The 25,448-nt window shown below is 39.8% G+C and carries 25 protein-coding genes and 1 pseudogene; 3 read left to right on the top strand and 23 right to left on the bottom strand.

Features of this window, described 5'->3' with window-relative positions; genetic code table 11:
- Positions 1-62: 62 nt before the first annotated feature.
- From glyQ to N8M16_RS07970, 22 genes and pseudogenes are all read right to left on the bottom strand, one after another.
- The gene (gene glyQ / locus N8M16_RS08075) at positions 63-980 is read right to left on the bottom strand and encodes a glycine--tRNA ligase subunit alpha (protein WP_261069959.1); all 918 of its coding nucleotides are present in this window, start codon (positions 978-980) and stop codon (positions 63-65) included.
- A 35-nt stretch (positions 981-1,015) separates the two neighbouring features.
- The gene (locus N8M16_RS08070) at positions 1,016-1,387 is read right to left on the bottom strand and encodes a GFA family protein (RefSeq protein WP_261069958.1); all 372 of its coding nucleotides are present in this window, start codon (positions 1,385-1,387) and stop codon (positions 1,016-1,018) included.
- Between the two features lie 268 nt (positions 1,388-1,655).
- Positions 1,656-2,497 (bottom strand): annotated as a pseudogene (locus N8M16_RS08065) (aldo/keto reductase).
- Between the two features lie 76 nt (positions 2,498-2,573).
- Entirely contained in the window at positions 2,574-3,965 is a 1,392-nt protein-coding gene (gene pgdA / locus N8M16_RS08060; protein ID WP_261069957.1) for a peptidoglycan-N-acetylglucosamine deacetylase PgdA, read from the bottom strand.
- 90 nt (positions 3,966-4,055) lie between these two features.
- Positions 4,056-5,246 carry a methionine adenosyltransferase gene (gene metK, locus N8M16_RS08055; protein ID WP_084923416.1) on the bottom strand — a complete coding sequence of 397 codons (1,191 nt, stop codon included), beginning with the start codon at positions 5,244-5,246 and terminating at the stop codon, positions 4,056-4,058.
- A 379-nt stretch (positions 5,247-5,625) separates the two neighbouring features.
- A complete protein-coding gene (locus tag N8M16_RS08050) occupies positions 5,626-6,969 on the bottom strand; it encodes a DEAD/DEAH box helicase (protein WP_153210588.1) in 1,344 nt (447 codons plus the stop codon).
- Positions 6,970-7,110: 141 nt separating this feature from the next.
- Complete coding sequence (locus tag N8M16_RS08045) at positions 7,111-7,926, bottom strand: endonuclease/exonuclease/phosphatase family protein (protein ID WP_084923414.1); 816 nt, start codon at positions 7,924-7,926, stop codon at positions 7,111-7,113.
- Positions 7,927-7,977: 51 nt separating this feature from the next.
- A complete protein-coding gene (locus N8M16_RS08040; RefSeq protein WP_261069956.1) occupies positions 7,978-10,158 on the bottom strand; it encodes a PTS transporter subunit IIBC in 2,181 nt (726 codons plus the stop codon).
- A 184-nt stretch (positions 10,159-10,342) separates the two neighbouring features.
- The gene (gene ftsX, locus N8M16_RS08035) at positions 10,343-11,269 is read right to left on the bottom strand and encodes a permease-like cell division protein FtsX (protein WP_261069955.1); all 927 of its coding nucleotides are present in this window, start codon (positions 11,267-11,269) and stop codon (positions 10,343-10,345) included.
- A complete protein-coding gene (ftsE, locus tag N8M16_RS08030) occupies positions 11,262-11,954 on the bottom strand; it encodes a cell division ATP-binding protein FtsE (protein WP_000022260.1) in 693 nt (230 codons plus the stop codon). The genes ftsX and ftsE overlap by 8 nt, the downstream gene beginning before the upstream one ends.
- A gap of 17 nt (positions 11,955-11,971) precedes the next feature.
- Positions 11,972-13,067, bottom strand: a protein-coding gene (prfB, locus tag N8M16_RS08025) for a peptide chain release factor 2 (RefSeq protein ID WP_261069954.1) whose coding sequence is annotated in 2 segments (ribosomal slippage) — positions 11,972-12,994 and positions 12,996-13,067 — 1,095 coding nt in all. Because the reading frame shifts where the segments join, the coding sequence is not laid out codon by codon here.
- 108 nt (positions 13,068-13,175) lie between these two features.
- The gene (locus N8M16_RS08020; RefSeq protein ID WP_000268667.1) at positions 13,176-13,832 is read right to left on the bottom strand and encodes a CBS domain-containing protein; all 657 of its coding nucleotides are present in this window, start codon (positions 13,830-13,832) and stop codon (positions 13,176-13,178) included.
- 307 nt (positions 13,833-14,139) lie between these two features.
- A complete protein-coding gene (locus N8M16_RS08015; RefSeq protein ID WP_000062200.1) occupies positions 14,140-14,850 on the bottom strand; it encodes an ABC transporter ATP-binding protein in 711 nt (236 codons plus the stop codon).
- A complete protein-coding gene (locus tag N8M16_RS08010) occupies positions 14,850-15,614 on the bottom strand; it encodes an ABC transporter ATP-binding protein (RefSeq protein WP_001185997.1) in 765 nt (254 codons plus the stop codon). Before N8M16_RS08010 ends, N8M16_RS08015 begins: the two co-directional genes overlap by 1 nt.
- A complete protein-coding gene (locus tag N8M16_RS08005; protein WP_000662286.1) occupies positions 15,614-16,570 on the bottom strand; it encodes a branched-chain amino acid ABC transporter permease in 957 nt (318 codons plus the stop codon). The genes N8M16_RS08010 and N8M16_RS08005 overlap by 1 nt, the downstream gene beginning before the upstream one ends.
- A gap of 3 nt (positions 16,571-16,573) precedes the next feature.
- Positions 16,574-17,443: a branched-chain amino acid ABC transporter permease gene (locus N8M16_RS08000; protein WP_000941421.1), complete on the bottom strand. Its 870-nt coding sequence runs from the start codon at positions 17,441-17,443 to the stop codon at positions 16,574-16,576.
- Between the two features lie 115 nt (positions 17,444-17,558).
- Positions 17,559-18,719 (bottom strand): ABC transporter substrate-binding protein, encoded by a 1,161-nt coding sequence (locus N8M16_RS07995; protein WP_261069953.1) that lies wholly within the window; start codon positions 18,717-18,719, stop codon positions 17,559-17,561.
- 66 nt (positions 18,720-18,785) lie between these two features.
- Entirely contained in the window at positions 18,786-19,073 is a 288-nt protein-coding gene (locus tag N8M16_RS07990) for a YlbG family protein (RefSeq protein WP_150922317.1), read from the bottom strand.
- 78 nt (positions 19,074-19,151) lie between these two features.
- The gene (clpP, locus tag N8M16_RS07985; RefSeq protein ID WP_000613475.1) at positions 19,152-19,742 is read right to left on the bottom strand and encodes an ATP-dependent Clp protease proteolytic subunit ClpP; all 591 of its coding nucleotides are present in this window, start codon (positions 19,740-19,742) and stop codon (positions 19,152-19,154) included.
- 173 nt (positions 19,743-19,915) lie between these two features.
- Entirely contained in the window at positions 19,916-20,545 is a 630-nt protein-coding gene (gene upp / locus N8M16_RS07980; protein ID WP_064276977.1) for a uracil phosphoribosyltransferase, read from the bottom strand.
- 88 nt (positions 20,546-20,633) lie between these two features.
- Positions 20,634-21,101 carry a deoxycytidylate deaminase gene (locus N8M16_RS07975; RefSeq protein ID WP_000136973.1) on the bottom strand — a complete coding sequence of 156 codons (468 nt, stop codon included), beginning with the start codon at positions 21,099-21,101 and terminating at the stop codon, positions 20,634-20,636.
- An 18-nt stretch (positions 21,102-21,119) separates the two neighbouring features.
- A complete protein-coding gene (locus tag N8M16_RS07970; protein ID WP_150922316.1) occupies positions 21,120-21,677 on the bottom strand; it encodes a TetR/AcrR family transcriptional regulator in 558 nt (185 codons plus the stop codon).
- Positions 21,678-21,801: 124 nt separating this feature from the next.
- On the opposite strand from N8M16_RS07970, the gene N8M16_RS07965 reads away from it, so the two are divergent.
- Genes N8M16_RS07965 through N8M16_RS07955 form a run of 3 tightly spaced genes read left to right on the top strand, consistent with a single transcriptional unit; the run spans position 21,802 to position 24,442 of the window.
- Complete coding sequence (locus N8M16_RS07965; protein ID WP_261069952.1) at positions 21,802-22,647, top strand: DegV family protein; 846 nt, start codon at positions 21,802-21,804, stop codon at positions 22,645-22,647.
- Between the two features lie 57 nt (positions 22,648-22,704).
- Positions 22,705-23,883 carry an aminoacetone oxidase gene (gene aao / locus N8M16_RS07960; protein ID WP_261069951.1) on the top strand — a complete coding sequence of 393 codons (1,179 nt, stop codon included), beginning with the start codon at positions 22,705-22,707 and terminating at the stop codon, positions 23,881-23,883.
- A 37-nt stretch (positions 23,884-23,920) separates the two neighbouring features.
- Positions 23,921-24,442 (top strand): DUF1697 domain-containing protein, encoded by a 522-nt coding sequence (locus N8M16_RS07955; RefSeq protein ID WP_261069950.1) that lies wholly within the window; start codon positions 23,921-23,923, stop codon positions 24,440-24,442.
- Positions 24,443-24,483: 41 nt separating this feature from the next.
- Here N8M16_RS07955 and N8M16_RS07950 read toward each other — a convergent pair whose 3' ends face one another.
- Entirely contained in the window at positions 24,484-25,224 is a 741-nt protein-coding gene (locus N8M16_RS07950; RefSeq protein ID WP_261069949.1) for a MerR family transcriptional regulator, read from the bottom strand.
- Between the last annotated feature and the right edge of the window lie 224 nt (positions 25,225-25,448).

Genomic DNA, 25,448 nt, shown 5'->3' with positions numbered 1-25,448 from the left:
TCACTGCGGCAACTGGCTCAGGGCTCACTCTGTTCGCCCATTTTCGTAATTTGTCACTCTCTTTATTCTGCGTCTTCTGCTAAGAGTTTAGCTCGTGTTGCTTCATCCAAAAGTGGGTAGCCTAGGCGTTTGCGTTCTGCGACAAAGGTTTTGGCTACAACACGGGCCAAATTACGGATACGAGCGATATAGCCTGCACGCTCGGTTACGGATACGGCACCACGCGCATCAAGCAGGTTAAAGGTATGTGAACATTTGAGAACATAGTCATAGGCAGGGTGCACCAATCCTTCTTCCAAGGCACGACCAGCTTCTTTTTCAAACTTATCAAAGTTTTCAAGCAACATTTCTTGATCAGAAATTTCAAATGAATATTTTGAATGCTCGTACTCAGGCTGGATGAAGATTTCTCCGTATTTTACACCATCAGCCCACTCAATATCGTAAACAGAGTCAACCTCTTGGATGTAAGAAGCCAAACGTTCCAAACCATAAGTAACTTCCGCCGTCACAGGGCCAGTTGCCAATCCACCTACTTGTTGGAAGTAAGTGAACTGAGTAATTTCCATACCGTCAAGCCAAACTTCCCAACCAAGACCAGCTGAACCAGTTGATGGGTTTTCCCAGTTGTCCTCAACGAAACGAATATCGTGTTCCAAAGGATTGATTCCCAATTTTTCCAAAGACTCAAGGTAAAGTTCTTGGATGTTTGATGGAGATGGCTTCATAACCACTTGGAATTGGTGGTGTTGGTAAAGACGGTTAGGATTTTCTCCGTAACGACCGTCAGCAGGACGACGTGATGGCTCTACATACGCTGCATTCCATGGCTCAGGTCCGATAGCACGAAGGAAAGTGTAAGGACTCATTGTCCCCGCACCTTTTTCATTGTCATAAGCCTGCATAAGCATACAACCTCGGTCATTCCAAAATTGTTGCAAAGTCAAAATAATTTCTTGAAATGTTAATTTCTTAGACATTGTTTACTCCTTTAATTTATATTATCTTCTTAGATTTATTTTTCAAGCAACCAAGAAAAGGCTGGGTCCTGAAAAATATGACGTTTGGGAACAGTTTGTAAATTCTGATCGCTTTCATCTATTGTACCTAATTTCAAAGCACAGACTTCTGGTATATTTTCTTGAACAGTGAAAATTTGACTATGGCAGTTCTGGCAGTAATAACGCTGTTTTCCTGGAGAAGAACTATAGGAAACAAGCTTTTCTCTTCCATGCAATACTAGCTTTTCACTGCTAACTTTAGCATTAACTGTATAGGCATACGCAGTTGCTTTCCGACAAAATGAGCAATGACAAAAAACTAATTCCGATAATTCCTCATCTAGAGTGTAGGTCACTGCTTTACATAAACAAGATCCTTTAAGCATTATGCTCCTTTCTACTTAGGCATTAGACGAATTCAAAAAGAACCGAATTTCAACACCCAAGCCTTGCGACTAGGGGCGTCAGAAACGCGGTTCCACCCTAATTTATTACTTCATTGTTTTTGAAAATACTACAGAAAGCGCCAGTTCTTTATTTTGTTCTACTTGGCTCCCACTATCCCAAGCTCGCTTGAAGAACACCATAAGACTTTCTTTCCTGCTGACTATTATATCAAAAATTAGAACAATGTACAATTCTTTTTATGATTTTCTAGAAATCCATATCATCAACTCGTGGAGCACCAGACTGAACAGCAATTGTTTTTAAAGTTTCTCTCTCCTCATGACTCAGTTCAATTCCAAAGCAATCAAGATTAGCCTGAATACGAGACGCTGTGACAGATTTCGGAAGCGGTAAAAATCCTTCTGCCAAGCTCCATGCCAAGGCTATCTGAGCAACAGACTTTCCATGATTTGCTGCGATTTCTTGCACTTGCTTGCTATCAAACAGTTCTCCCTGACCAAAAGGGCCCCAAGCTTCCAATAAAATTCCTTTTTCTCTACAGTAAGCTACGACTTCCTCTTGATACACACCTGGAGCCAAACGAACTTGATTGACCGCTGGAAGAATTTTTGCTGTTTCAAGCAAGGCATCCAAATGATGGGGAAGGAAATTACTAACTCCAATAGCACGGATTTTTCCTTCTTGATAGAGGTCTTCCATCGCTCTCCAAACTTCTGAATTTCGGATTTTCCAGTGGTTATTTTCTCTGAGTGGTTTTGGATTTGGCCAATGAATCAAATACAAATTCAAATAATCCAAGCCCAGCTGAGCTAAAGACTCTTCAAAAGCCTGACGAGCTTGCTCATAGCTATATTTGTATTCCAGAGTTTGCTGGTTACAAAAATTTCCTCACGCGGAACGCCACTATCTTGAATGGCACGACCAACGCTTTCTTCATTTTTATAAATAGCTGCCGTATCGATATGGCGATAGCCTGCCTTTAAAGCCTCTAGTACAGCTTGATAGGCAATCTCTCCATTTTCAGCTTTCCAGGTTCCAAATCCCAGTACTGGAATTGTAACACCATTGTTTAAAGTATAAGATTTCATTATTTTCCCTTTCTATGAGAAGAAAATCCAAAGAGCCAAATTTTCAAGGAAAACTTTTCTCTTTAGATTTTGTGTATTATTGATTGCGGTCGTAATAGAGCTGATGAGCTTTAAGACGAGAGTCTAACAAATCTGGAATTGTCACAAAGTCATAACCCTGACCTTTCAAATAGTCAATGACCTTTGGTAAAGCATTCACTGTTTCAGCATGGATATCATGCATGAGAATAATAGAACCATTCTTGACTTCACGCTGAATTTCTGTCAAAATAGATGCTTCATTTTTACTTTTCCAGTCCAGACTATCTACATCCCACATAATAAAGCTCAAATCGAGGCTATTGCGAATGTCGTCTGTAATGGCTCCATAAGGCGGACGCATAAGTTTAGAGCTAGAACCCAGCACCTTAGTTAGCGCATCCTCAGTATCAGTAATTTGTTTTTTAGCTTCATCAAGCGAAAGTTTTGAAAGAACTGGATGGCTCCAACTATGGTTTCCAATGACATGACCATCTGCTTTCATTCGTTTCAAAATCTCTTCATTGCCAGAAACATTCTTACCTAAAACAAAGAAAGTTGCCTTGATACCATACTTAGAAAGTGTATCTAATGCTTGATTTGTCGTTGTAGGATTTGGTCCATCATCAAAAGTCAAGGCTACTACTTTACGATTTTTCTTTTCATAATAAGCCTTATATAGTTCTGCGTCCTTATCTAATAAATAAGAGGACTGAATAACCTCAAAGAAACTTGATACCGGCAAGGCAATCTCATCTAGATTTTCAACTGACTGACTTGGATAAAGGATAATCTGACTATCCTTGTAATCAAAATTCCATGCAGACAAGTCTTGGTCAGAGAAGCCTTTAACAACTTGATCAATCTTTTCTTGCTCCAATTTCTTATCCTGTAAGAAAGTGGTGATTTCTTTTAACAACTGCTCTTTGGCTTTACTAGGATCTGAAAATAATTGATCAAGTGTAAAAGGTTTACCATCTTCTGTCAAATGTACTTTTGCCAGACTAGTTTTTTCAGTCTCTTCAACTTTTGACGAAGTTAAATCATAGACTTGTTTCATCACACTTCGGTTGACAATCCCTTTTAAAGTCGAATCCTGTTTCTCCGTATAATAAAAAACCAGATTTTCCTTATCCTCTAGATTGTCTTTAATATCCTGTGTCATAATTCCCTTTATAGACGAAATCACTTGCTCCCCTTGGAGAGGATAATAGGCAATTACTTCGGCTTGTCCCTTACGAAAATGATCCTTCTGATTTCCCTCACTCAATTGATCATCTTTCTCTTTTTTGAGCGATTCAATCTTTTGTTCAAAACTTTGTTTTGTGTATATTTTGTATCCAATTATTGAACCAAGGACACAAATACTTACTGAGAAGATAGCTACTAGGGCTATTAGACTCATTCTTACCTTATCGTGATTCTCACGCTTTGCTCTACTTTTATCCATAGAACCATCATATCAAATTCAGGCTATAATTTCAATGATTTGGGAGGAAATAGTATATTAAAAAAGAGGGGAAGTCCCCCTCTCAAGATTTTATTTGACTGCTTCTTTCAAAGCGTCTACCTTGTCCAAACGTTCCCATGGAAGGTCAATATCTGTACGTCCCATGTGTCCATAAGCTGCTGTTTGACGGTAAATTGGACGTTTAAGATCCAACATTTGGATAATTCCTGCAGGACGAAGATCAAAGATTTGACGCGCTGCTTTTTCAAGCTTGCTTTCAGCTATTGTTCCTGTACCAAAGGTATCGATACGAACAGAAACAGGCTGCGCAACACCGATGGCATAGGCCAATTGCACTTCTGCTTTCTTAGCAAGACCTGCTGCAACGATGTTCTTGGCAATATAGCGAGCCGCATATGACGCAGAACGGTCCACCTTAGTCGCATCTTTACCAGAGAAGGCACCACCACCGTGACGAGAGTAGCCACCATAAGTATCTACGATAATCTTACGACCAGTCAAACCTGAGTCCCCTTGAGGTCCACCGATTACAAAGCGACCAGTTGGATTGATGAAGAATTTTGTTTGCTCATCCAAGTAAGATGCTGGAATCACTTCCTTAATAACCTTGTTAATGACATCATTGTGAATTTGTTCATTGCTGACTTCTGGATCATGCTGAGTAGAAATAACAACTGTGTCCACACGTACTGGACGGTCATTTTCATCATACTCAACTGTAACTTGCGATTTAGCATCTGGACGGAGATAGCTAATTTCACCAGACTTACGAAGTTCTGCCAGACGACGAACCAATTTATGACTGAGTGAAATTGGCAAAGGCATGAGCTCTTCTGTTTCATCAACCGCAAATCCAAACATGAGCCCTTGATCACCAGCACCAATCAAGTCCAGTGGATCTTGATCGGCATTTCCACGAACCTCCAAGGCTTCGTTAACACCTTGGGCAATGTCTGGTGACTGCTCAACAAGTGACGGATGAACTCCCACCGTCTCAGCAGAAAATCCATATTCTGTATTGGTGTAACCAATCTCTGCAATGGTATCACGAACCACACGGTTGATATCCACATAGGCATTTGTAGATATTTCACCAAAAACATGGACAGAACCAGTATATACAGCTGTCTCAGCAGCAACGTGCGCCTCTGGATCCTTAGCTAAAATAGCATCCAAAATCGCATCTGAAATTTGGTCTGCAATCTTATCTGGATGCCCCTCAGATACAGATTCAGACGTGAATAATTTACGTTCTGACATAAAAATGTCCCCCCTTAAAAATAGTGTTATAGAGTTACAAAGTACTGATAGGTATTTTCATTTTCTAAGAGTTACGACGCGAAAGAAATAAAAACGATACTTTTTTATTTCTGAAGCTAGTAAGGCGCATAGGGTGACCGCCTTATAGCGGCAACCGTAGAATGACGAGCGACTACTTTGGAGCCGTCATTCTTTGCGAGTTACAAAGTACTGATAGGAAATTTCTTAGTGATGTAGACCTACCATCTTATCGGGACTATATAACTTTATCATTATACCATTTTTAAGCGCAATTTGCAGTCTTTAATGTAGTGTTTCTGTTTAGATAGTTCGTTCTCATAAATAAAAAAAGTTGGAGCTCAGCACTCCAACAATTGCCTTAAAATGTTTGGCGTTTTGCTTTACGCTCGGCACGGCCACGAGCGCGATTTTCAGCACGCTTGTTTTTGCGGCGTTTTTCATCAACCGCCCATTTAATTTTCTTCTTATAACCTGGTTTGACTTTTTTCTTTTTCTTTTTAACCAAACCAATCATTTCAATATCAAGCTTATCTTGTTTTTTCTCACGGTTGGCACGACGATCACGGTCATAGGTATCTTGGAATTCTCCATCTTTTAGCATCTTCGGAGTAAACTTGATTCCTAATTTCTCCAACTCACGGATATCCGAGTCATCGCTTGGTTGGTAAAGGGTAATGGCTGTACCTGGTAGGCCATTTCGTCCAGTACGACCAACACGGTGCACAAAGAAAGATAGGTCTTGTGGAATGGCATCATTGATGACATGACTGACACCTTCAATGTCAATCCCACGCGCTGCCAAATCTGTTGCGACAATATACTCAAAATCCAGATTTTTCACCTGGTTCATGATACGTTTGCGCTCACGAGGGGCAATACCCCCATGGATTTTTGCCACCTTCAAGCCTTGAGCAGTCAGATATGAATACAATTCATCAGCACGCGTTTTAGTGTTAACAAAAATCATTGCCAAATACGGTTGCATCAACTGAGTCAACTGGTAAATTTGAGCATTCTTATCTCGACCCTTGGTCGAAATCAACCAATTATCAATGGTATCAGAAATGACCGTTTTGGTCTTGATTTTCTCCATAACAGGATTAGATAAGTATTTTTTCAAGAATGGTTGCAGTTTTTGTGGAATAGTAGCTGAGAAGACCATGAATTGTAGGTCTTTTGGAAGGCTTCCAGCAATCTTATCAACAGTTGCCAAGAATCCCATATCCAAGGTCATGTCTGCTTCATCGACCACAAAGGTCTTAGCCTTGTGAATAGCTAGGTCACCAGACTTAACTAAGTCATAAATACGACCTGGCGTACCGATAACAATATGAGGCTGGTTACTTGCCAATTTGTCAATCTGGCGAGCCTTATCTGTCCCTCCCACATAATTAACCACACGAACTTCTACTTCTGAGTGAGTAGCAATCTGACGGGCTGCTTTGTAAATTTGAGTAGCTAATTCACGGCTCGGTGCAGTAATGACTGCTTGAACACTATCGCTGGCTTCATCTAATTGCTGGAAAATCGGCAATAGAAAAGTGTGAGTCTTACCCGAACCTGTTTTTGATTCACCGACTAGGTCACGACCTGCCAAAACAATAGGAATCAACTTGTCTTGCACCTCTGTTGGAGTTGTAAATTTCAACTCCTCCAAGGCTTCTCTAATATAGTTTTTAAATTGAAATTTCGTAAATGACATAATATCCTCGATTCTATCTATCTTACCAATTATACCATATTTTATTCCATTTCAGTAGTCTCACTCATAGAGCTTACTTTCAGTAGTTCATCTAATCAAAAAAAAGGCTGGAATTTGTGAATCCCAACCTCTTTTTAGTCCTTATTTCCAGTTTAAAATAGCATTCAAGCCATAGTGATCACTAACTTGCGGACTATTGTTGCCATCAAATACGACATGTAAATTTTCCACCGCTAACTCTTTGGTAGTAAAAACATAGTCGATTCGAAGGGGTTCTGTGTTCCCCTTCCAGCCATCAATTTCTGGTGGAACAGTATAGCTACCACTTTTCTCTTGAGCAACTTCAAATGCGTCTTGTAAGCCTAATGGACTAGCTAAAATAGCTTGGTAACCTTCCTGACCAGCTGGGTTGTTGAAATCTCCAGCAAGCAAAAGTGGCTTGTTCAATTCTTTCAAGACAGCTTCAAATCGCGCCCATTCTTCTTGGAAACCTTTATCCCACCAAGAAAGATGGACACTTGCAACTGCAAGCTCCTTACCATCAACTACAGTTTCAGCCAAGGCAACACGACGAGTATGATAGTCTGTTGGATCATCCACATCTGAAATCAAAATTTCTCTTGCTTCAATATGTGTTTTAGACAAGATAGCCACACCTTCATGGTAGCGGTCATAACCAATATGGTTATAGGCCCAAGTCCAGTAGTAATCTTTCCCTTGCTCTGACAACTTTTCAACCAAAAGTCTAACATAATGGTCTTGGTGAATAGGCTCAGCTGCTGGCAAAGCTTGATAAAGGTCATTAACCTCCACCTCTGGCGAAGTAATCTCCTGATTGATTTCTTGGAAACATATCAAATCATAGTCCTTTTCAAGAATATCCTGAAGCAAAATCTGGAATTTTTCCTCTGCTTCTTTTTCCATCCAACTGTGAGTATTGAGTGTTAAAAATTTCATTCTTTTCTCCCAAAATAAGAGGTTGGAATACAGCTTCCAACCTCAAGTATATTACAATTCTACTTTAGCAACTGCTGATTTAGCTGCAAGAGAACCTGTTTTTTCTAATTTAACTGATTTAATTGCATCACCATTTGTGAAGACAACTACTGTTGAAGTTTCACGACCTGCTGCACGGATAGCATCCAAATCAGCTGTGACAAGGAGATCTCCTGCTGCAACTTTTTGTCCTTCAGCAACATGAACTGTAAATGGTTTTCCTTCAAGACTTACTGTGTCCAAACCAATGTGAACCAATACTTCAAGACCTGCTTCAGTCACAAGACCAAGAGCATGTTTTGTAGGGAAGATGCTTGATACAGTACCTGAAACTGGAGATACAATGTTTCCATTTGCAGGTTCTACAGCAAATCCATCGCCCATCATTTTTTGAGCAAATACTGGATCTTTAACTTGTTCCAAGGCAACAACTTGACCGTCTGCTACTGAGTAAACTTCCTCAGTAAGACCTTTGAAGTGAACAGTGTTTTGTTGCGCTTCTGTCATTTGACTTGGAAGAGTTTCAGGAATGATTTCACCTGAATCAAGGATATCTTGGATATCAGATTTCAATACGTCAGCTTTTGGACCGTAGATAGCTTGAACTCCTTGTCCTTTCATGACAAGACCCATAGCTCCTTCTGCTTTCCATTGTTCTGCATCACCGACTTTGTCAGCATCTTTTACAGTTACACGAAGACGAGTCATACATGCATCCACATCAACGATGTTTGCACGTCCACCAAGAAGGTTGATAATGTTTACAGCTTGAGAACCTGCTGCAACTTTCACTTCGCTGCTAGATTCTTCTGAACCTTCAGCAGTTTCGTAGTTTCCGTTACGCCCTGGAGTTGCGTAGTTGAATTTTTGAATCATGAAGTTTGCGATAAAGTACATGATTACAGCAAAGAGAACAGTTACCCAAACGAAGTTAACGATATCCATACCGATACCAGCGCTAATCGCAATAGGTGTACGAGTCAAGAACTCAATTGAACCGAATGAGTGCATACGTAGGTTCACAACGTCAGCCATAGCGAAGGCCGCACCTTGAACAAGTGAGTAAACAAGATACATAGGTGTTGCGATGAACATGAACATGTATTCGATTGGTTCAGTAACCCCTGTCAAGAATGTTGCAAGAGCTGTTGCAATCATCATACCTTTGTATTTATGTTTCTTGTCAGCATCAACATTACGGTAGATAGCAACGATGACACCCATCAAGATACCGAATGAACCGATCATTTGTCCAACTTTGAAACGAGCTGGGTGAACAGTATCTAACAAGTGTTGGTATTGAGTAGCATCAGTACCTTTAAGGTTTACAAGGTCTGTTACCCATGCAAGCCAAAGTGGATCTTGACCAAATACTTGGCTACCTTTTGCTGCACCAGTTAAGACATCATAAGTACCGCCAAGAGCTGTGTAGTTCATTGGGATAGTCAACATGTGGTGAAGACCAAATGGCAAGAGCAAACGTTCCAATGTACCATACAAGAATGGTGCAAGGATTGGAGCAGTTTCTTGTGAGTTGGCAATCCAGATACCAAAGCTATTGATACCTGTTTGAACTACTGGCCAGAAAGCAGCAAGTACGATTGCAGCAATTACTGAACGAAGAATAACTACAAACGGTACAAAACGTTTTCCGTTAAAGAATGAAAGTGCATCAGGAAGCTTACGGAAGTTGTAGTATTTGTTGTAAGCAGTTGCCCCAATAAAACCAGAAATAATCCCTACGAAGACACCCATGTTCAAGGCTGGAGCTTCAAGAACACTGATAAAGTAATCAGCAACTTTGATTGATCCACCGAAGAGAGTAGTTACCATCGCATCTGGATTTTTCAACATATCGCCTGATACACCAAAGATTGTACCAGTGATACGGTTAATCAAGATGAAGGCAAGACCAGCGGCGAAAGCACCACCAGCACGTTCTTTAGCCCAGCTTCCTCCAATAGCGAGGGCGAACAAGATATGAAGGTTAACGATAACTCCCCAACCGATTTGCTCTAGTACACCACCAGTAATAACGAGTGGTGCAAAGGTTGGGTTAATCATCACGATAGACTTACCGATTGAAATCATCAAACCAGCAGCCGGCATAACCGCGATAACTACCATCAAAGCCTTACCGAATTTTTGCCAAAATTCGAAAGACAAGACATTTTTGAATGTATCTTTCATCATTCAAATCTCCTTTATTTTTATTTAGGCAAACGTTTTACGAAAACGTTTGCACCTTTTATGATTTAATTATACCACTTTAATTTTTTTTGTAAAGGCTTTTATTAAAAAAAGTAGACTTTTTTCTAAAATTTTTGTAGTAAAAAAGGAGATAGTAAAATCTCCTCAAATATACATCTATTAAAATTTAGACTTTTAAGAATCGGCGCATTGAAATTCCTGATCCGATTGAACCGATAAAAATTCCAATCACAAATAATAAGGCAATCATCAGTGGACTGAATACTTCTGGTGATATCATTGAAAGGTTCTGACCAACCAATGACTTATTAACCGATTGGTAAACCATTTTATAGACAATAAATACCAGAATTGATGGAAGTGTTGCTCCAAGCAAACCAATGAAGGCACCTTCAAGCAAGAAAGGTCCGCGGATATAGCCATTCTTAGCACCTACTAAACGCATGATTTGAATTTCACGGCTTCGTGAAATGATGGTGATACGTATAGTATTAGAAATCAAGAACACCGCAATGAAAATCAATAATCCAGCGATAACTAGTCCCCAGACACGAATAAATGAGGCTAACTTAAACAAGCGTTCTGTATTGGCACCACCATCTTGAACTTCTGACACACCTTCGATTTTTTTAGCCTCTTCTGCTACTGTCTTTACATCACTTGGTGTATTTGTATCAACGATATATGCATCATAGAGAGGATTGGCATCGCCTTCAAAGATTTTCCAGTTGTCCCCCATTGTTTCTGTCAACTTTTCATATTGTTCTTCTTTACTTGAAAACGTAACACTTTTAACGGTTGACATACCTTTCAAAGCATCATATACCTTATGGTAGTCGTTATTTGTAACAGTTTGACCTTCTTTTTCAATCGTCTCACTATTATCAGCTACGTCCTTACGAATGTATACCATTACTCGGACATTATTTTCAATATCTGTAGCTAGTTTAGCCGTATTAAAGATAACAGATGCAAATATTGCAACCAAGGTCAAAGTAATCATAACTGAACTGACAGCAGCTACTGTCATCCAGCCATTTCGTTTCAAACTTTTTAACGATTCAAATAAATGACGAAAAAATCTACTAATCATCGTATCCATATTCTCCTTTAGCTTCGTCACGAACGACACGACCATTTTCAATGGCAATGACACGGTGGCGCAAGGTATTTACAATCTGACTGTTGTGGGTAGCCATCAAGACAGTTGTACCTTGGAGATTGATGCGTTCCAGCAAGTTCATAATTTCCCATGAATTATCTGGGTCCAAGTTTCCTGTTGGTTCGTCCGCAATCAATACTTTGGGATTATTTACAATAGCACGCGCTATCGCAATACGCTGTTGTTCTCCCCCTGAAAGTTCATTTGGGAAAGAACGAACCTTATGCTTCAATCCAACCAAGTCTAAAACTTCCATAACACGTTTTTTGATATTACGGCGGCTCTCACCAATAACTTCCATTGCATAAGCAATATTTTCATAAACGGTTTTCTTTGGTAACAGTTTATAATCTTGGAAGACAACCCCAACACTACGACGTAGGAGAGGGACATCTTTCTTTTTAATTTTAACCAGATTAAAACCAGCAACAGATAAGCTTCCTTTTTCGATTTTTACTTCGCGATACAAAGAACGAATAAAGGTTGATTTTCCAGCTCCTGACGGACCTACGATATAGGCAAATTCTCCTGGTTGAATGCTGACCGAAACACCACGTAGGGCAGTCGTTCCGTTGTCGTATTTTTTGACGACATCTCTCATTTCAATGATTGACATGTGAGTTCCTTTCTATCTTAGCTGATTCGCCACTTGAGATAAGCATCGATAAAACCATCTAGGTCTCCATCCATAACCTTATCTACCTGCGCAACTTCAAAACTAGTTCGATGGTCTTTTACCATAGTATAAGGTGTGAAGACATATGAACGAATTTGACTTCCCCATGTGATTTCCTTCTTCTCACCCTTGAGGGAATCGACTTCCGCAGCTTTCTTTTCTTGCTCCATTTGATAGAGCTTAGCCTGTAACATCTTCATAGCTCGATCTCTATTTCCATATTGGGTACGATCGACCGTTGACTGAACGACAGTCCCAGTAGGAATGTGTGTCAAACGCACACCAGTTGAAACCTTGTTGACGTTTTGTCCACCAGCACCACCTGAACGGAAAGTATCCATCTTGATATCATCTTCACGGATTTCCACTTCAATGGTATCATCCAATTCTGGCATTACTTCTACAGATGTGAAAGAGGTATGGCGACGTTTAGCAGAGTCAAATGGTGAAATTCGTACCAAACGGTGTACACCCATTTCTGACTTGAGAAGGCCATAGGCATTAGTTCCTTCAAATGATAAGGTTACTGACTTGATACCAGCTTCATCTCCTGCTTGGTAATCCAGTACTTCCACTTTAAAGCCTTTAGCATTTCCATAGCGAGTGTACATACGAAGCAACATATCACCCCAGTCCTGAGCCTCAGTACCACCGGATCCTGGATGAATTTCCAAGATGGCATTGTTGTGGTCATAAGGTTCTGACAAGAGTAGAGTCATCTCGTAGCTGGTCATCATCTTATCAAGTTCTGATAACTGTTCAACCAATTCTTCATGCACCGACTCATCTTCAGCTAAAAAGTCCAATAAAATTTCGACTTCATCCTGCAACTCTTCCATTTTGTGGAAGGTGTTATAGGTATTTTTTAATTCATTTAATTCTTGCGACGTTTTTTGGGCCGCGATATTATCGTTCCAAAAATCAGGTTCTGTCATCTTGTTTTCCAAGATGGCAATCTCTTCCTCTAAACCTTCGAGGTCAAAGAGACCCCCTGAAAGAAGCTAATTTTTCACGATTTGCGTCAATTTTCTGACGAATTTCTGAAATGTCCATAAATACTCCTTTTTTACATTATTTCATTATAGCATATTTTATCATTTCTTTCCATCTTTTGCTCTAATCCCTTATTACACGTAAAAAGAAGCCTTTCGGCTTCCCTTCTTACAAGACTTTTGCTGAAGTACGAGTAATCTCTTCTACTTGAATATTCTCTGATTCAAATTTTTCTTTCAAGGCTGGTAAATCAATTGATCCATCGATTTGAACTTCGATAATGACCTTACCATCCTTACGCGGAATATTGACTGTATGAGAGATATTCAAATTTTCTTCTACAATCAAAGAAATAATTTTTCCAAGAACGCCAACTTCGTTTTCCGTAACAAAGCGTACACGAATTCCTTCTTCGCCATAACCTGCAATTTCAAGAAAGGCTTGGAAAACGTCACGGTCCGTAATAACCCCATAGACTTGATGGTTATCTACTACAGGAAGAATACCAATCTTATTTTTCAACATCAGATAAGTTGCATCCTCTAGACTCGCATAGCCTGAAACAGTGACAACATCGCGAATCATCACATCTTTTACTTTTGTCTTATTTAGAAGATAATTCATCTCATAGATAGAAAGACTGGTTGCTTTTGATGGACTAGCTTGGGCAATGGTTCCTTCAGTTACTAAACCAACCAATTGATCATTTTCGATAACAGGCAAGCGGTGCAACCCTTGCTCTCTCATCAAATCTGCTGCATGAGATACTGTTGTATCTGGACTAATATACACTACCTTGCGGGTCATAAAATCTTTAACTGCCATGAGACTTCTCCTTTTCTATTCTTATCCCTATTATACAATCTTTTTGTAAATCTATCAAACGCTTACATTTCTTTTTCAAAATTCAGAAAAGTATGAATAAGCTAGCAAAAAGAGCTCTGAAATCGAGCTCCGTGAATGAAGATAAGAAACTTTTCATTCGATTTTTTAAAATATTAGAAATTAAGCTTTTAATGTAGATGAAGATTTGTTTACAATCTTTATCTGCCGACTAAAAAGGTCCACAGGACTATAATGATGATTACTTCGTAATCTTTATCTGCAACCTAAACTAGTCTCCCAGACTAGTTTAGCCACCCAGATATGCTTTTCTGACTTCTTCTGATGAAGCGAGTTCTTTTCCTGTTCCTGATAGAACGATTTTTCCTGTTTCCAGTACATAACCTCGGTCAGAGATTGCGAGTGCCTTATTGGCATTTTGTTCAATCAAGAGGACGGTTGTTCCTTGCTTCTGAATATCTTGAATGATATCAAAAATCTCTTGGATAAAGATTGGGGCAAGTCCCATCGATGGTTCATCTAAGAGAAGAAGTTTTGGTGTTGACATAAGAGCACGTCCCATGGCAAGCATTTGTTGTTCTCCTCCTGAAAGAGTGGCTGCATCTTGGTTCTTGCGTTCTTCAAGACGTGGGAAACGTGAGAAAACTTTCTTTAAGTTAGCTTGATTTTCTTCACGATTTTTCTTTAAGAAAGCACCCATTTCTAGATTTTCCATAACAGTCAAGCCAGGGAATACGTGGCGTCCTTCTGGTACTTGTGAAAGACCACCTGCCACGATTTTCTGAGCCGGCATTTTTTGGATTTCTTGACCTAAAAATTCAATCTTTCCTGAACTTGGTCTAACTAAACCAGACAAGGTACGGAGAATGGTTGTCTTACCTGCACCATTGGCACCGATAAGGGAAACAACTTCTCCTTCATTCACTTCAAAGCTTACATCACGGACTGCTTGGATCATGCCGTAATGCACAGAAAGATTATCAACTTTTAACATAGACATTAGGCTTCACCTCCTAGATAAGCTTCGATAACGCGTTTATTGGTCTTAATTTCGTCTGGAGTTCCTTGGGCAATCAAACGACCGTATTCAAGTACGTAGATACGTTCTGTTACTTCCATGACCAGATTCATATCGTGTTCAATCAGCATGATTGTAATCTTAAATTCATCTTTAATACGACGAATTAACTCAGTCAATTCTGCTGTTTCCTGCGGGTTCATACCTGCTGCTGGTTCATCCAAAAAGAGAATTTTAGGTTCCGTAGCGAGGGCACGAACAATTTCCAAACGACGTTGTTGTCCGTAGGCAAGATTTTTAGCAAGAGTTTCTGCATCACCATCTAAATCGAAGATTTTCAACAATTCCAAAGCTTTAGCCTTTAATTCTTTTTCACTCTTGTAAAAAGCTGGCAAGCGTAAGAAACTAGCAAAAACATGTTGCTTGTGATGGTTGCCAAAGGCAATCAAAACATTGTCCAAAACTGTTAAATCTTTAAAGAGACGGATATTTTGGAAAGTACGTCCAAGTCCCAAAGAAGCAATCTTATAAGGTGACTTCCCATTTAAAAGGTGACCATCAAGGGTAACAGTTCCCTCACTCGGTTCATAAACACCAGTCAAGAGGTTGAAAAGAGTGGTTTTCCCAGCTCCGTTTGGACCGATTAGTCCAACCAATTCCCCTTCGTTCAATTCAAGAGTCACATCTCCAACAGCTGTTAGACCGCCAAAATGTTTGGTTAACTGTTTTACTTCAAGTAATGCCATTAGTTTTGTTCCTCCTTCTTAGATTTTTTAAAGAAACGTGATAGGCTCAATTCCCATGTTCCAAGGAGTCCACCTGGTCTGAAAATCATTACCAATACCAAGGCTAAAGCATAAATAATCATACGCACGCTAGCAACATCTTGGAGAAGCATATTCAAAATTCCAAGGACAATAGCTGAAACGATTGCACCTGTAATGGAACCAAGTCCACCAAATACAACAATAATTAAAACGTTGATTGAGTTGATGAATGTGTAATCTTTCGGTACAACTGAACCGATAAATCCTGCCTGAAGTGACCCTGCAATACTTGCAGTAATGGCACCGAAGACAAAGGCGATGATTTTAATTTTAGTCGTATTAACCCCAACTGACTCAGCAGCGATTTCATCCTCACGAACAGAGAGGGTTGAACGACCAATTGGACTACGCAAGAAGTTCAAGGTTGCAATAGTTGTAATCACGACAAAGAAGTAAACCATTTGCCAAGTTGTAAAGTTAGGAATTCCCAAGATACCTGCCGCACCATTTGTAAGGCTTCCACCATTGATGATAAAGATACGGATAATTTCAGAAACACCTAGAGTCGCTACCGCAAGATAGTCCCCCTTCAAGCGCAAGGTTGGAATTCCGACAAGCAAGGCAACTGCTCCTGAAAGCAAAGCACCTATCAGCATAGCTCCAAAGAAAGCACCGTAGGTTGGTGATTTAGAACCAATAATAGCTGCTGCATAGGCACCAATCGCCATGAAACCAGCATGCCCAAGTGAAAATTGTCCTGAAAAACCAACGATTAAGTTAAGACCAACTGCCAGAATAATATTAATTCCGATTTGTTGTAAAATCTGTACATAGAATAGGTTGAGTACTCCGACTGAAACCAGTACACTAATCAAGCCATAGCCAGCTAATAAAAGGAGTAACCATAGAATATTAACTTTTAAATTTTCCTTCATCGTTTACACCTTCTCTTTCACATTTTTACCAAGAATACCTGCTGGGCGGACAATCAAGATCAACAACAGGATTCCATAAACAATGGCATCACGGAAGTCTGACATTCCAAAGGCTGTCGCAAAAGTTTCCAATAAACCAATCACAAAACCACCAAGAGCCGCACCAGGAATAATCCCGATACCACCAAGTACTGCGGCAACGAAAGACTTAAGACCTGGAGTAACCCCCATCAAAGGCTCAAGAGAGTTATAATAGAGGGCAATCAGAACACCAGCTGCACCAGCAAGAGCTGAACCCAAAGCAAAGGTAAAGCTGATAGTACGGTTTACATTGATCCCCATCAATTGTGCCGCATCGCTATCTACAGATACAGCACGCATGGCTTTCCCCATCTTTGTTTTTTGGACAATGACTTGTAACAAAATCATCAAAATCAAGGAAATGGCCAAGATCATTAACTGCACATTTGTTAAGCTGATTGGTCCCAAATCATAGCGAACTGTTTGAATCGCTTGAGGGAAGGCACGGGTATTGGCACCAACCAGATAGACCATCCCATACTCCAATAGGAAAGAAACCCCAATAGCCGTAATCAAAACAGCAATACGAGTAGAGTGACGCAAAGGTCGGTAAGCAAGGAACTCAATCACGACACCAAGAATGGCTGTCGCAAGCATAGCTACAATAAGAGCTACAAAGAAATTCATTTGGAAAGAATTAATCAAGAAATAACCGATAAAGGCTCCCATCATATAAATATCACCGTGGGCGAAGTTGATGAGCTTGATAATTCCGTAAACCATGGTATATCCTAGGGCTAACAGCGCATAAACACTACCTAGAATCAAACCATTTACTAGTTGTTGGAGCATAAGATTCACTCTTTCTATTTATAATTTCGAGGGTTTTCCCTCACTTTTTGATAGGTTCTTAAACATCGAAACAGGGAGTGAGTCCGAGTCTCATTCCCTATTTCAACATTTTCTATTATGGTTTTACAACTTCTGCTGCTTCAACCTTACCATTGTTCATAGTCATCATGTAAGCAGTTTTGACTGTGTTGTGATCTGCATCGAAGCTTGTTTGACCAGTTACACCTTCAAAGTCTTTTGTTTTAGCAAGGTTATCCTTGATTTCTCCAGAGTTTTTAGCACCTTTTGCTGCGTTTGCTACAAGGTGAACAGAGTCATAAGCCAAGGCTGCAAATGTTGAAGGCTCTTCGTTGTACTTAGCACGGTAAGCATCAAGGAAAGCTTTTGCTTTAGCTGAAACTTCTACAGTAGTTGAGAAGCCTGAGATAAAGTAGATGTTTGATGCTTTTTCAGCAGTTGCTTGTTGCACAAACTCTTCACCGTTGAATCCATCACCACCAACGATTGGTTTGTCAATTCCCATACCACGCGCTTGGTTTACAATTTTACCAGCCTCATTATAGTAGCCAGGAACAACGATCGCATCAAAATCTTTCCCTTTCATTTTTGTAAGGGCTGCTTGGAAGTCTGTATCACCTGCTACGAAAGTTTCATCAGCAACGATTTCACCCTTGTATGACTCGCGGAAAGATTTGGCAATCCCTTTAGCATAGTCACTGGCATTGTCAGTGTAAAGAACAACTTTCTTAGCTTGCAATTTATCAGAAACATAGTTTGAGATAATTTTTCCTTGGAAGCTATCTTGGAAAGTTCCGATAAAGAGGTAATCTTGACCTTTAGTCAATCCATCTTGAGTCGCACTTGGTGAGATCAATGGAACACCTGCTTTTGTAGCGTTCGCTACCGCAGCTGCAGTCGCACCAGATGTCGCAGGTCCTACGACTGCTGATACTTTAGATTGGGTTACAAGGTTAGTTGTAACTGAAGCAGCCTCAGCTGTTTCAGACTTATTATCTTTATCGATTACTTCGATTTGTTTTCCATCAATACCACCTGCGGCATTGATTTCATCAACAGCCAATTGGGCACCTTTTTGTTCAGCTGTTCCGTATGCAGCTAAAGAACCTGATTCTTCAAAGTTAAATCCGATTTTGATTGTCTTCTCATCTACTGAGTTACCAGCAGCATTTGACGCTCCAGACTTCACTTCTCCACAGGCTGCAAGAAGTGCTACACTTGCAAGCGCCACAAACGATAGGGCAAATTTTTTCTTCATCTTTTTTGTCTCCTTATTTCTTAAATAAATAGCATGTTAAGAATATACCGAATTATCAGAAAATTGTCAACACTTTTCTTGAACTTTTTCGATGATAACGTTTTCCTCTCGATAAAGATTGCCCACAAAGGGTGTTTCCAGCTCTTGGATATGACAAACTCTGACTTTTTTTATAAACTTTTCCTTGCTCAAGCGCCCGACCACTTGCTCCACTTCTTGAGTTGGAACATAAAGCTGCAAGTAACGATGCTTCTTGGAATGATAGGTAATATCTCCATAATCCTGCAGTTTTTTGGCATCCCGATTATAGTAAAGATAGATAATCAAGCCAGATCGATTGACTTTTTCAAACATGGTAAATCCTCTTTCTAAGAAATCTCTCCCTATTATACCAAAAAAAGCAAACCCCGTCGAGTTTGCCTTCTTTCATTATTAGTTCAATGAATTGTTGGCCATGATTTCATCAATAAAGCCATATTCAAGTGTTTCTTGGGCGCTCATCCAGTTATCGCGTTCTGCATCTGCGTGAACTTTTTCGATTGACTGACCTGAATTTTCAGCCAAGATTTTTTCCAAGGTGTTACGAGTTTTGAGCAAGTGTTCTGCAGCAATCGCCATATCGGTTTGTTGAGTACCACCACCTGTACCACCCATTGGTTGGTGAATCATGTATTCGGCATTTGGAAGCATGAAACGTTTGCCTTTTGCTCCACTAGATGCGATGACTGTACCCATAGATGCAGCCATTCCCATAACGATGGTTTGGACATCCGCTTTGATAAAGTTCATAGTATCAACGATTGCCAAACCAGCTGAAACGGAACCACCAGGTGTATTGACATAAAGGTAAATATCTTTTGTACTATCTTGGGCATCCAAGAAAAGCAATTGGGCAATAACAGAGTTAGCCATATTGTCTTCAACTGGACCTGTCAGCATAATGATGCGGTCTTTGAGAAGACGTGAGTAAATATCGTAAGAACGTTCTCCACGACTTGTTTGTTCAATAACTACAGGAATCATTTATTTCTCCTTTTGAGTTTTATTTTTGTTTGTCAAATGACTGAAGATAAGACTATTATAATATTTTGGTCAAAAAAGGTCAAATTTTTGCTCTGTTTTCATTAGACAGAAACAAAAATTCAACCTCCTTTCGTGACTGGGAATTCTTTTCCAAGTCAATCTTCTTTTCGATCTTATTTCGTACCGAACAAGCGATCTCCAGCATCTCCAAGACCTGGAACGATATAACCGTGTTCGTTCAAGCGGTCATCCAAGGCTGCTGTAAAGATTTCTACATCTGGATGAGCTTCTTGAAGGGCTTTTACACCTTCTGGAGCAGATACAAGGCAGACAAATTTGATATTTGATGCGCCACGTTTTTTAAGAGAATCAACAGCCAAGATTGCTGATCCACCTGTTGCCAACATTGGGTCTACTACAAAAATTTGACGTTGGTCAATATCTTCAGGTAATTTCACTAGGTACTCAACTGGTTGAAGTGTTTCTTCATCACGGTACATACCGATGTGACCAACTTTAGCAGCTGGAACCAAGCTCAAGAGACCATCAACCATCCCGATACCTGCGCGTAAGATTGGAACGATGGCCAATTTCTTACCTGCCAATTGTTTTTGAACAGTTTTTGTAATTGGTGTTTCGATTTCCACATCTTCTAGTGGAAGATCACGAAGTACTTCATACCCCATCAACATTGCAATCTCATCTACTAGCTCACGAAAAGCTTTTGTAGAAGTATCTGTACGACGCAAGATTGACAATTTGTGTTGAATCAGTGGATGATTAATAACTTCAATTTTTCCCATTTTTGGAATTCCTTCTTTCAATTTATTCTTCTTATTATACCAAAAAACGGTTTAAAAATCTTTCTAAACCATTTATTTTTGATAATTTTTACATTAAATCTGCCTCTTTAAGAGCTGCTTGTACTGTCTCAAGTGGTAAATGGGTTAATTCTGTTCCCTTTTCTTGATAAAGGTATTGGGCATAGTCATCCATTCGGTACTGGTTAATATAAACCACGCGCTTGCAACCGACCTGAAGCAATTGTTTGGTACAGTTGAGACAAGGAAAATGGGTTACATAGGCTGTAAAGCCTTTGGGAACACCACGTTCTGCACCTTGAAGGATAGCATTGACCTCAGCGTGAAGGGTGCGAACACAGTGGCCTTCAATGACCAGACATTCGTGGTCAATACAATGCTCAGTCCCTGACACCGAACCATTGTAACCAGTGGAAATTACCTTATTATCCTTAACCAAAATCGCACCCACTTTGGCACGTTTACAAGTGGAACGATTGGCAATTAGTAGAGCTTGGGCTGCAAAATATTCATCCCATGCTAGTCTTTTTTCAGTCATATCTCTTCTCCTTTTTCTCTATTTTTTAAAAAATGGTAACCGTAAATCCGCAATCTTTTCAGCAGGTACCTTCATGCCATCCTTGATCCATTTTAGAAGGACAGAGACGATGGCCGAACTCCAGAAGGAATGAAGATAAGAGCTGACACCTTTTGATTTTCCATGGTATTTTTCTAGAAATTCCTGCATGGCTTGGACAAAGATTTTTTCCAGATGGTAATCTAAGGCAAGTTGAATCACTCTAGCTTCCTTTCTTGCCTCACGGAAAAGGTGAACCCAGACCAGATAAAGGTCTGTCTTTAAATCATAATGGTGCAACTGTTCCATGATGTTGTGGACACTCCGTTTAAAGACGCTCTCTAAAATTTCCTCTTTGGAATCATAATTACGGTAAAAGGCCGCACGTGAAACGCCTGCCCGTTTGACCAATTCAGAAATACTAATCTTGGCCAAATCCTTTTTTTCCAAAAGTTGCAAGAGGGCTGTTTCAATCGCTTCTCTAGTTAATAAATTGGATTCTTGGTTTGATTTTCTGAGATTTTCAAGAGATTTTTCAGAGATTCTACGTTCAGACATAACATTTTCTTTCTACTTGTCACAACAGACAGATGAGGCTTTTGTTTCAAGGGCTTTCATGATATAATTGTAAAAAAAGACAGAACCTTTGTCAATGTATAACTGACAAAGATGGAGAATTTCTATGACTTGGAAGATTATTGCTGACTCTGGTTGTGATTATCGTCAGCTGGCAAGACCAGCTATTGACACGACCTTTGTAAGTGTCCCCTTAACCATTCAAGTAGCTGATCAGGTCTTTGTTGATGATGCCAGTCTTGACATTGACCAAATGATGAAAACCATGTATGCAACTGCAGAAGCTTCAAAATCAGCTTGTCCAAGCCCAGATGATTATTTGCGAGCATTTGAAGGAGCCAAAAACATTTTCCTAGTAACCATCACTGGTACTCTTTCTGGAAGCCACAATAGTGCTCAACTAGCAAAAAATATTTATCTGGAAGAACATCCTGATACTAAAATTCATATAATTGATAGTTTGTCTGCTGGTGGGGAAGTTGACTTGCTCGTAGAAAAATTGAATGACTTGATCGACCAGGGCTTATCTTTTGAAGAAGTGGTTGAAGCTATCACCGCCTATCAAGAAAAAACCAAGTTACTCTTTGTCCTAGCCAAAGTCGATAACTTGGTGAAGAACGGCCGTTTGAGTAAGCTTATTGGTACGGTCGTTGGCCTTCTCAATATCCGTATGGTCGGAGAAGCTAGTGAAACTGGAACTCTCGAATTGCTACAAAAAGCACGAGGACCAAAGAAATCAGTTCAAGCTGCCTATGATGAAATCATTAAAGCTGGATATACTGGTGGCCGTATTGTCATGGCCCAACGCAATAACGAGAAATGTTGCCAACAGCTCTCAGAGCGAATCCGCGAAAATTTCCCACAGGCGGATATTAAAATTCTCCCAACATCTGGTCTCTGCAGTTTTTATGCAGAAGATGGTGGTTTGCTGATGGGATATGAAATTGATTAATTGCATTCTTGACAAGAGGTGACTTCATCTCTTGTTTTTTTGTGGTACAATAGAGCTATGAAACATTTTGATACTATTGTCATCGGTGGAGGTCCTGCTGGCATGATGGCTACGATTTCCAGTAGCTTTTATGGTCAGAAAACCCTCCTCATCGAAAAAAATCGGAAACTTGGAAAAAAATTAGCTGGGACTGGTGGGGGACGTTGCAATGTAACCAACAACGGAACTCTAGATGACCTACTAGCTGGAATCCCTGGGAACGGACGCTTTCTTTATAGTGTCTTCTCCCAGTTTGATAACCATGATATCATTAACTTTTTTACGGAAAATGGGATTAAACTTAAGGTCGAGGACCACGGACGCGTCTTTCCTGCTACTGACAAGTCTCGGACAATTATAGAGGCCTTGGAAAAGAAAATCACTGAGCTAGGCGGCCAAGTTGCTACTCAAACCGAAATTGTTTCGGTTAAAAAGGTAGAAAATCAGTTTGTCCTGAAGTCCGCAGACCAAAATTTCACTTGTGATAAACTGATTGTCACAACTGGTGGAAAATCCTATCCTTCCACTGGTTCGACTGGTTTTGGACATGAGATTGCCCGTCATTTTAAACACACCATTACCGAACTTGAGGCTGCTGAAAGTCCATTATTGACGGATTTTCCACATAAGGCCTTACAAGGGATTTCTCTGGATGATGTGACCCTAAGTTATGGCAAGCATGTCATCACTCACGATCTGCTTTTTACCCACTTTGGTTTGTCAGGCCCTGCTGCTCTGCGTATGTCTAGCTTTGTAAAGGGTGGGGAGGTTCTCTCACTGGATGTTCTACCTCAACTTTCTGAGAAAGACTTGGCTACATTTCTAGAAGAAAATCGGGAAAAATCTCTAAAAAATGCCTTAAAAACCTTGCTCCCAGAACGCTTGGCAGAATTTTTTGTGCAAGGCTATCCTGAAAAAGTCAAACAACTGACTGAAAAGGAACGTGAACAACTTCTCCAGTCTATCAAGGCTCTCAAAATCCCTGTGACTGGCAAAATGTCCCTTTCCAAGTCCTTTGTTACCAAAGGGGGCGTCAGTCTCAAGGAAATCAATCCCAAAACTCTAGAAAGTAAGCTGGTACCTGGACTCCACTTTGCTGGCGAGGTACTAGATATCAATGCCCACACTGGTGGCTTTAACATCACTTCAGCCCTCTGTACCGGTTGGGTGGCAGGCTCAAATCAAATATATAAATAATTGAATGACTAAAATACAAAATAAGAAAGGAAGTCCTTTGGAACATATTATTTTACTAAGAGGTGTTACTCCTAATGGAAAAAATGCTATCCCGAAAATGTCTTATTTGGTAGATATTTTAACAGAAGCTGGTTTTCAACACGTTCGAACCTATATTCAAAGTGGAAATATTATTCTTGAAAGTAACTTAGCTCTCGAAGAAATACGAGAACAGGTTCATACTCTAATAAAGGAAAAGATTGGAGCCGATCTCAAAATAATCATTAAGAATAAGGATATTTTTAAAAACATTGTCCAAGAAAATCCGTTTGGAGAACACTATCTTTATGACCGTGTACACGTGATTTTTTATCAAGAACCTATTCAAAGTCTTCCTTTAGAAAAATTAAAAATTGATTACAGCGAAGAAGAAATTTGTGTCGGTAACCACTGTCTCTACCTCTATCTCCCTAGAACTGCAAAACGAAAAAAGCTCAGTACTAACTATCTTGAAAAGCTTTTCAATGTGGATTTGACCATGCGAAAACTAAATGTAGTAGAAAAATTATTAAGCAAGTAGTGCTTGAATTTAGTAAAAATCGGAAGAATACTCCTCCGATTTTATTTTGTCTGAGTTTGGACATAATGAGCAATCACATCTGATGTGTACTGGGCTGTTCCAGGTCCAAATTTGTCAATGTTTTCCTTAAACTCTGGGTTATAAACGTAGCCTTTACCGATATAACCGAATACTTCAATAGTACAATCAAATCCATAAGTACGGATGGCTTGCAAGAGTTTAGCAGCTTCTTCTTGATTTTCAGTTGCTGTTACAGGTAGACCAGCTTGAAGATTTTGTGCCAAAGCTTGAAAAACTTGGTTGAAGGCAGCTGTAGCCTCGTCTTCGTGACCTTTCTGGCGCTCCAGCGCTTGGTCCATGACTTCTTGTCCATATTTCTCTACCGCCTCTTGGTGGTATTTTTGATGGTCTTGGTAGTTAAATCCAGCAAATTTCTCTTGAATGCTCATTTCTCTTTCTCCTTTTTGTTCTTGAATGGTTTTCTGCAAGGTTGAAATCAAGGTATCCAGATGTTCCCTTTCTCGAGTCAAATAGTCCAACTGCCTGGTCAAATGAGGCAATAAATCTTCTCTTTCTTCCTTTAATAGCTCTGCTATTTTTTCTAAAGAAAAGCCTAGATATTTGTAGTAAAGAATGACCTGAAGGCGTTCCAAATCCTCTTGACTGTAAGTTCGATAACCGTTTTCTGACTTTAAAGGGACCAGAAGGCCTATCTTGTCGTAGTGGTGCAGGGTCTTGACAGAGACACCTGAAAGCTGGGCAGCTTCTTTTATATGGTACATGATTTCCTCCTTACACTAATAGTATAACCCCTCCCCTTAGGTCAGAGTCAAGCGTTTTTGCGAAATTTTTTACTTTATCATAACATGAAAATGGTTTTCTTGACAGACCTTAGAAAACATGATAGGATAGTCAAGTCTATCAATCAAAAGAAAGGCTCATTTTGAGTACTGATGAGGCTATTTGCCAAGGGCAGTAGCTTTTTCTTTTGTAATACTAATTTTAG

The sequence above is a fragment of the Streptococcus mitis genome, assembly GCF_946188375.1.
Taxonomy (GTDB): domain Bacteria; phylum Bacillota; class Bacilli; order Lactobacillales; family Streptococcaceae; genus Streptococcus; species Streptococcus mitis_CX.
This window is presented reverse-complemented; position numbering and strand designations above follow the sequence as displayed.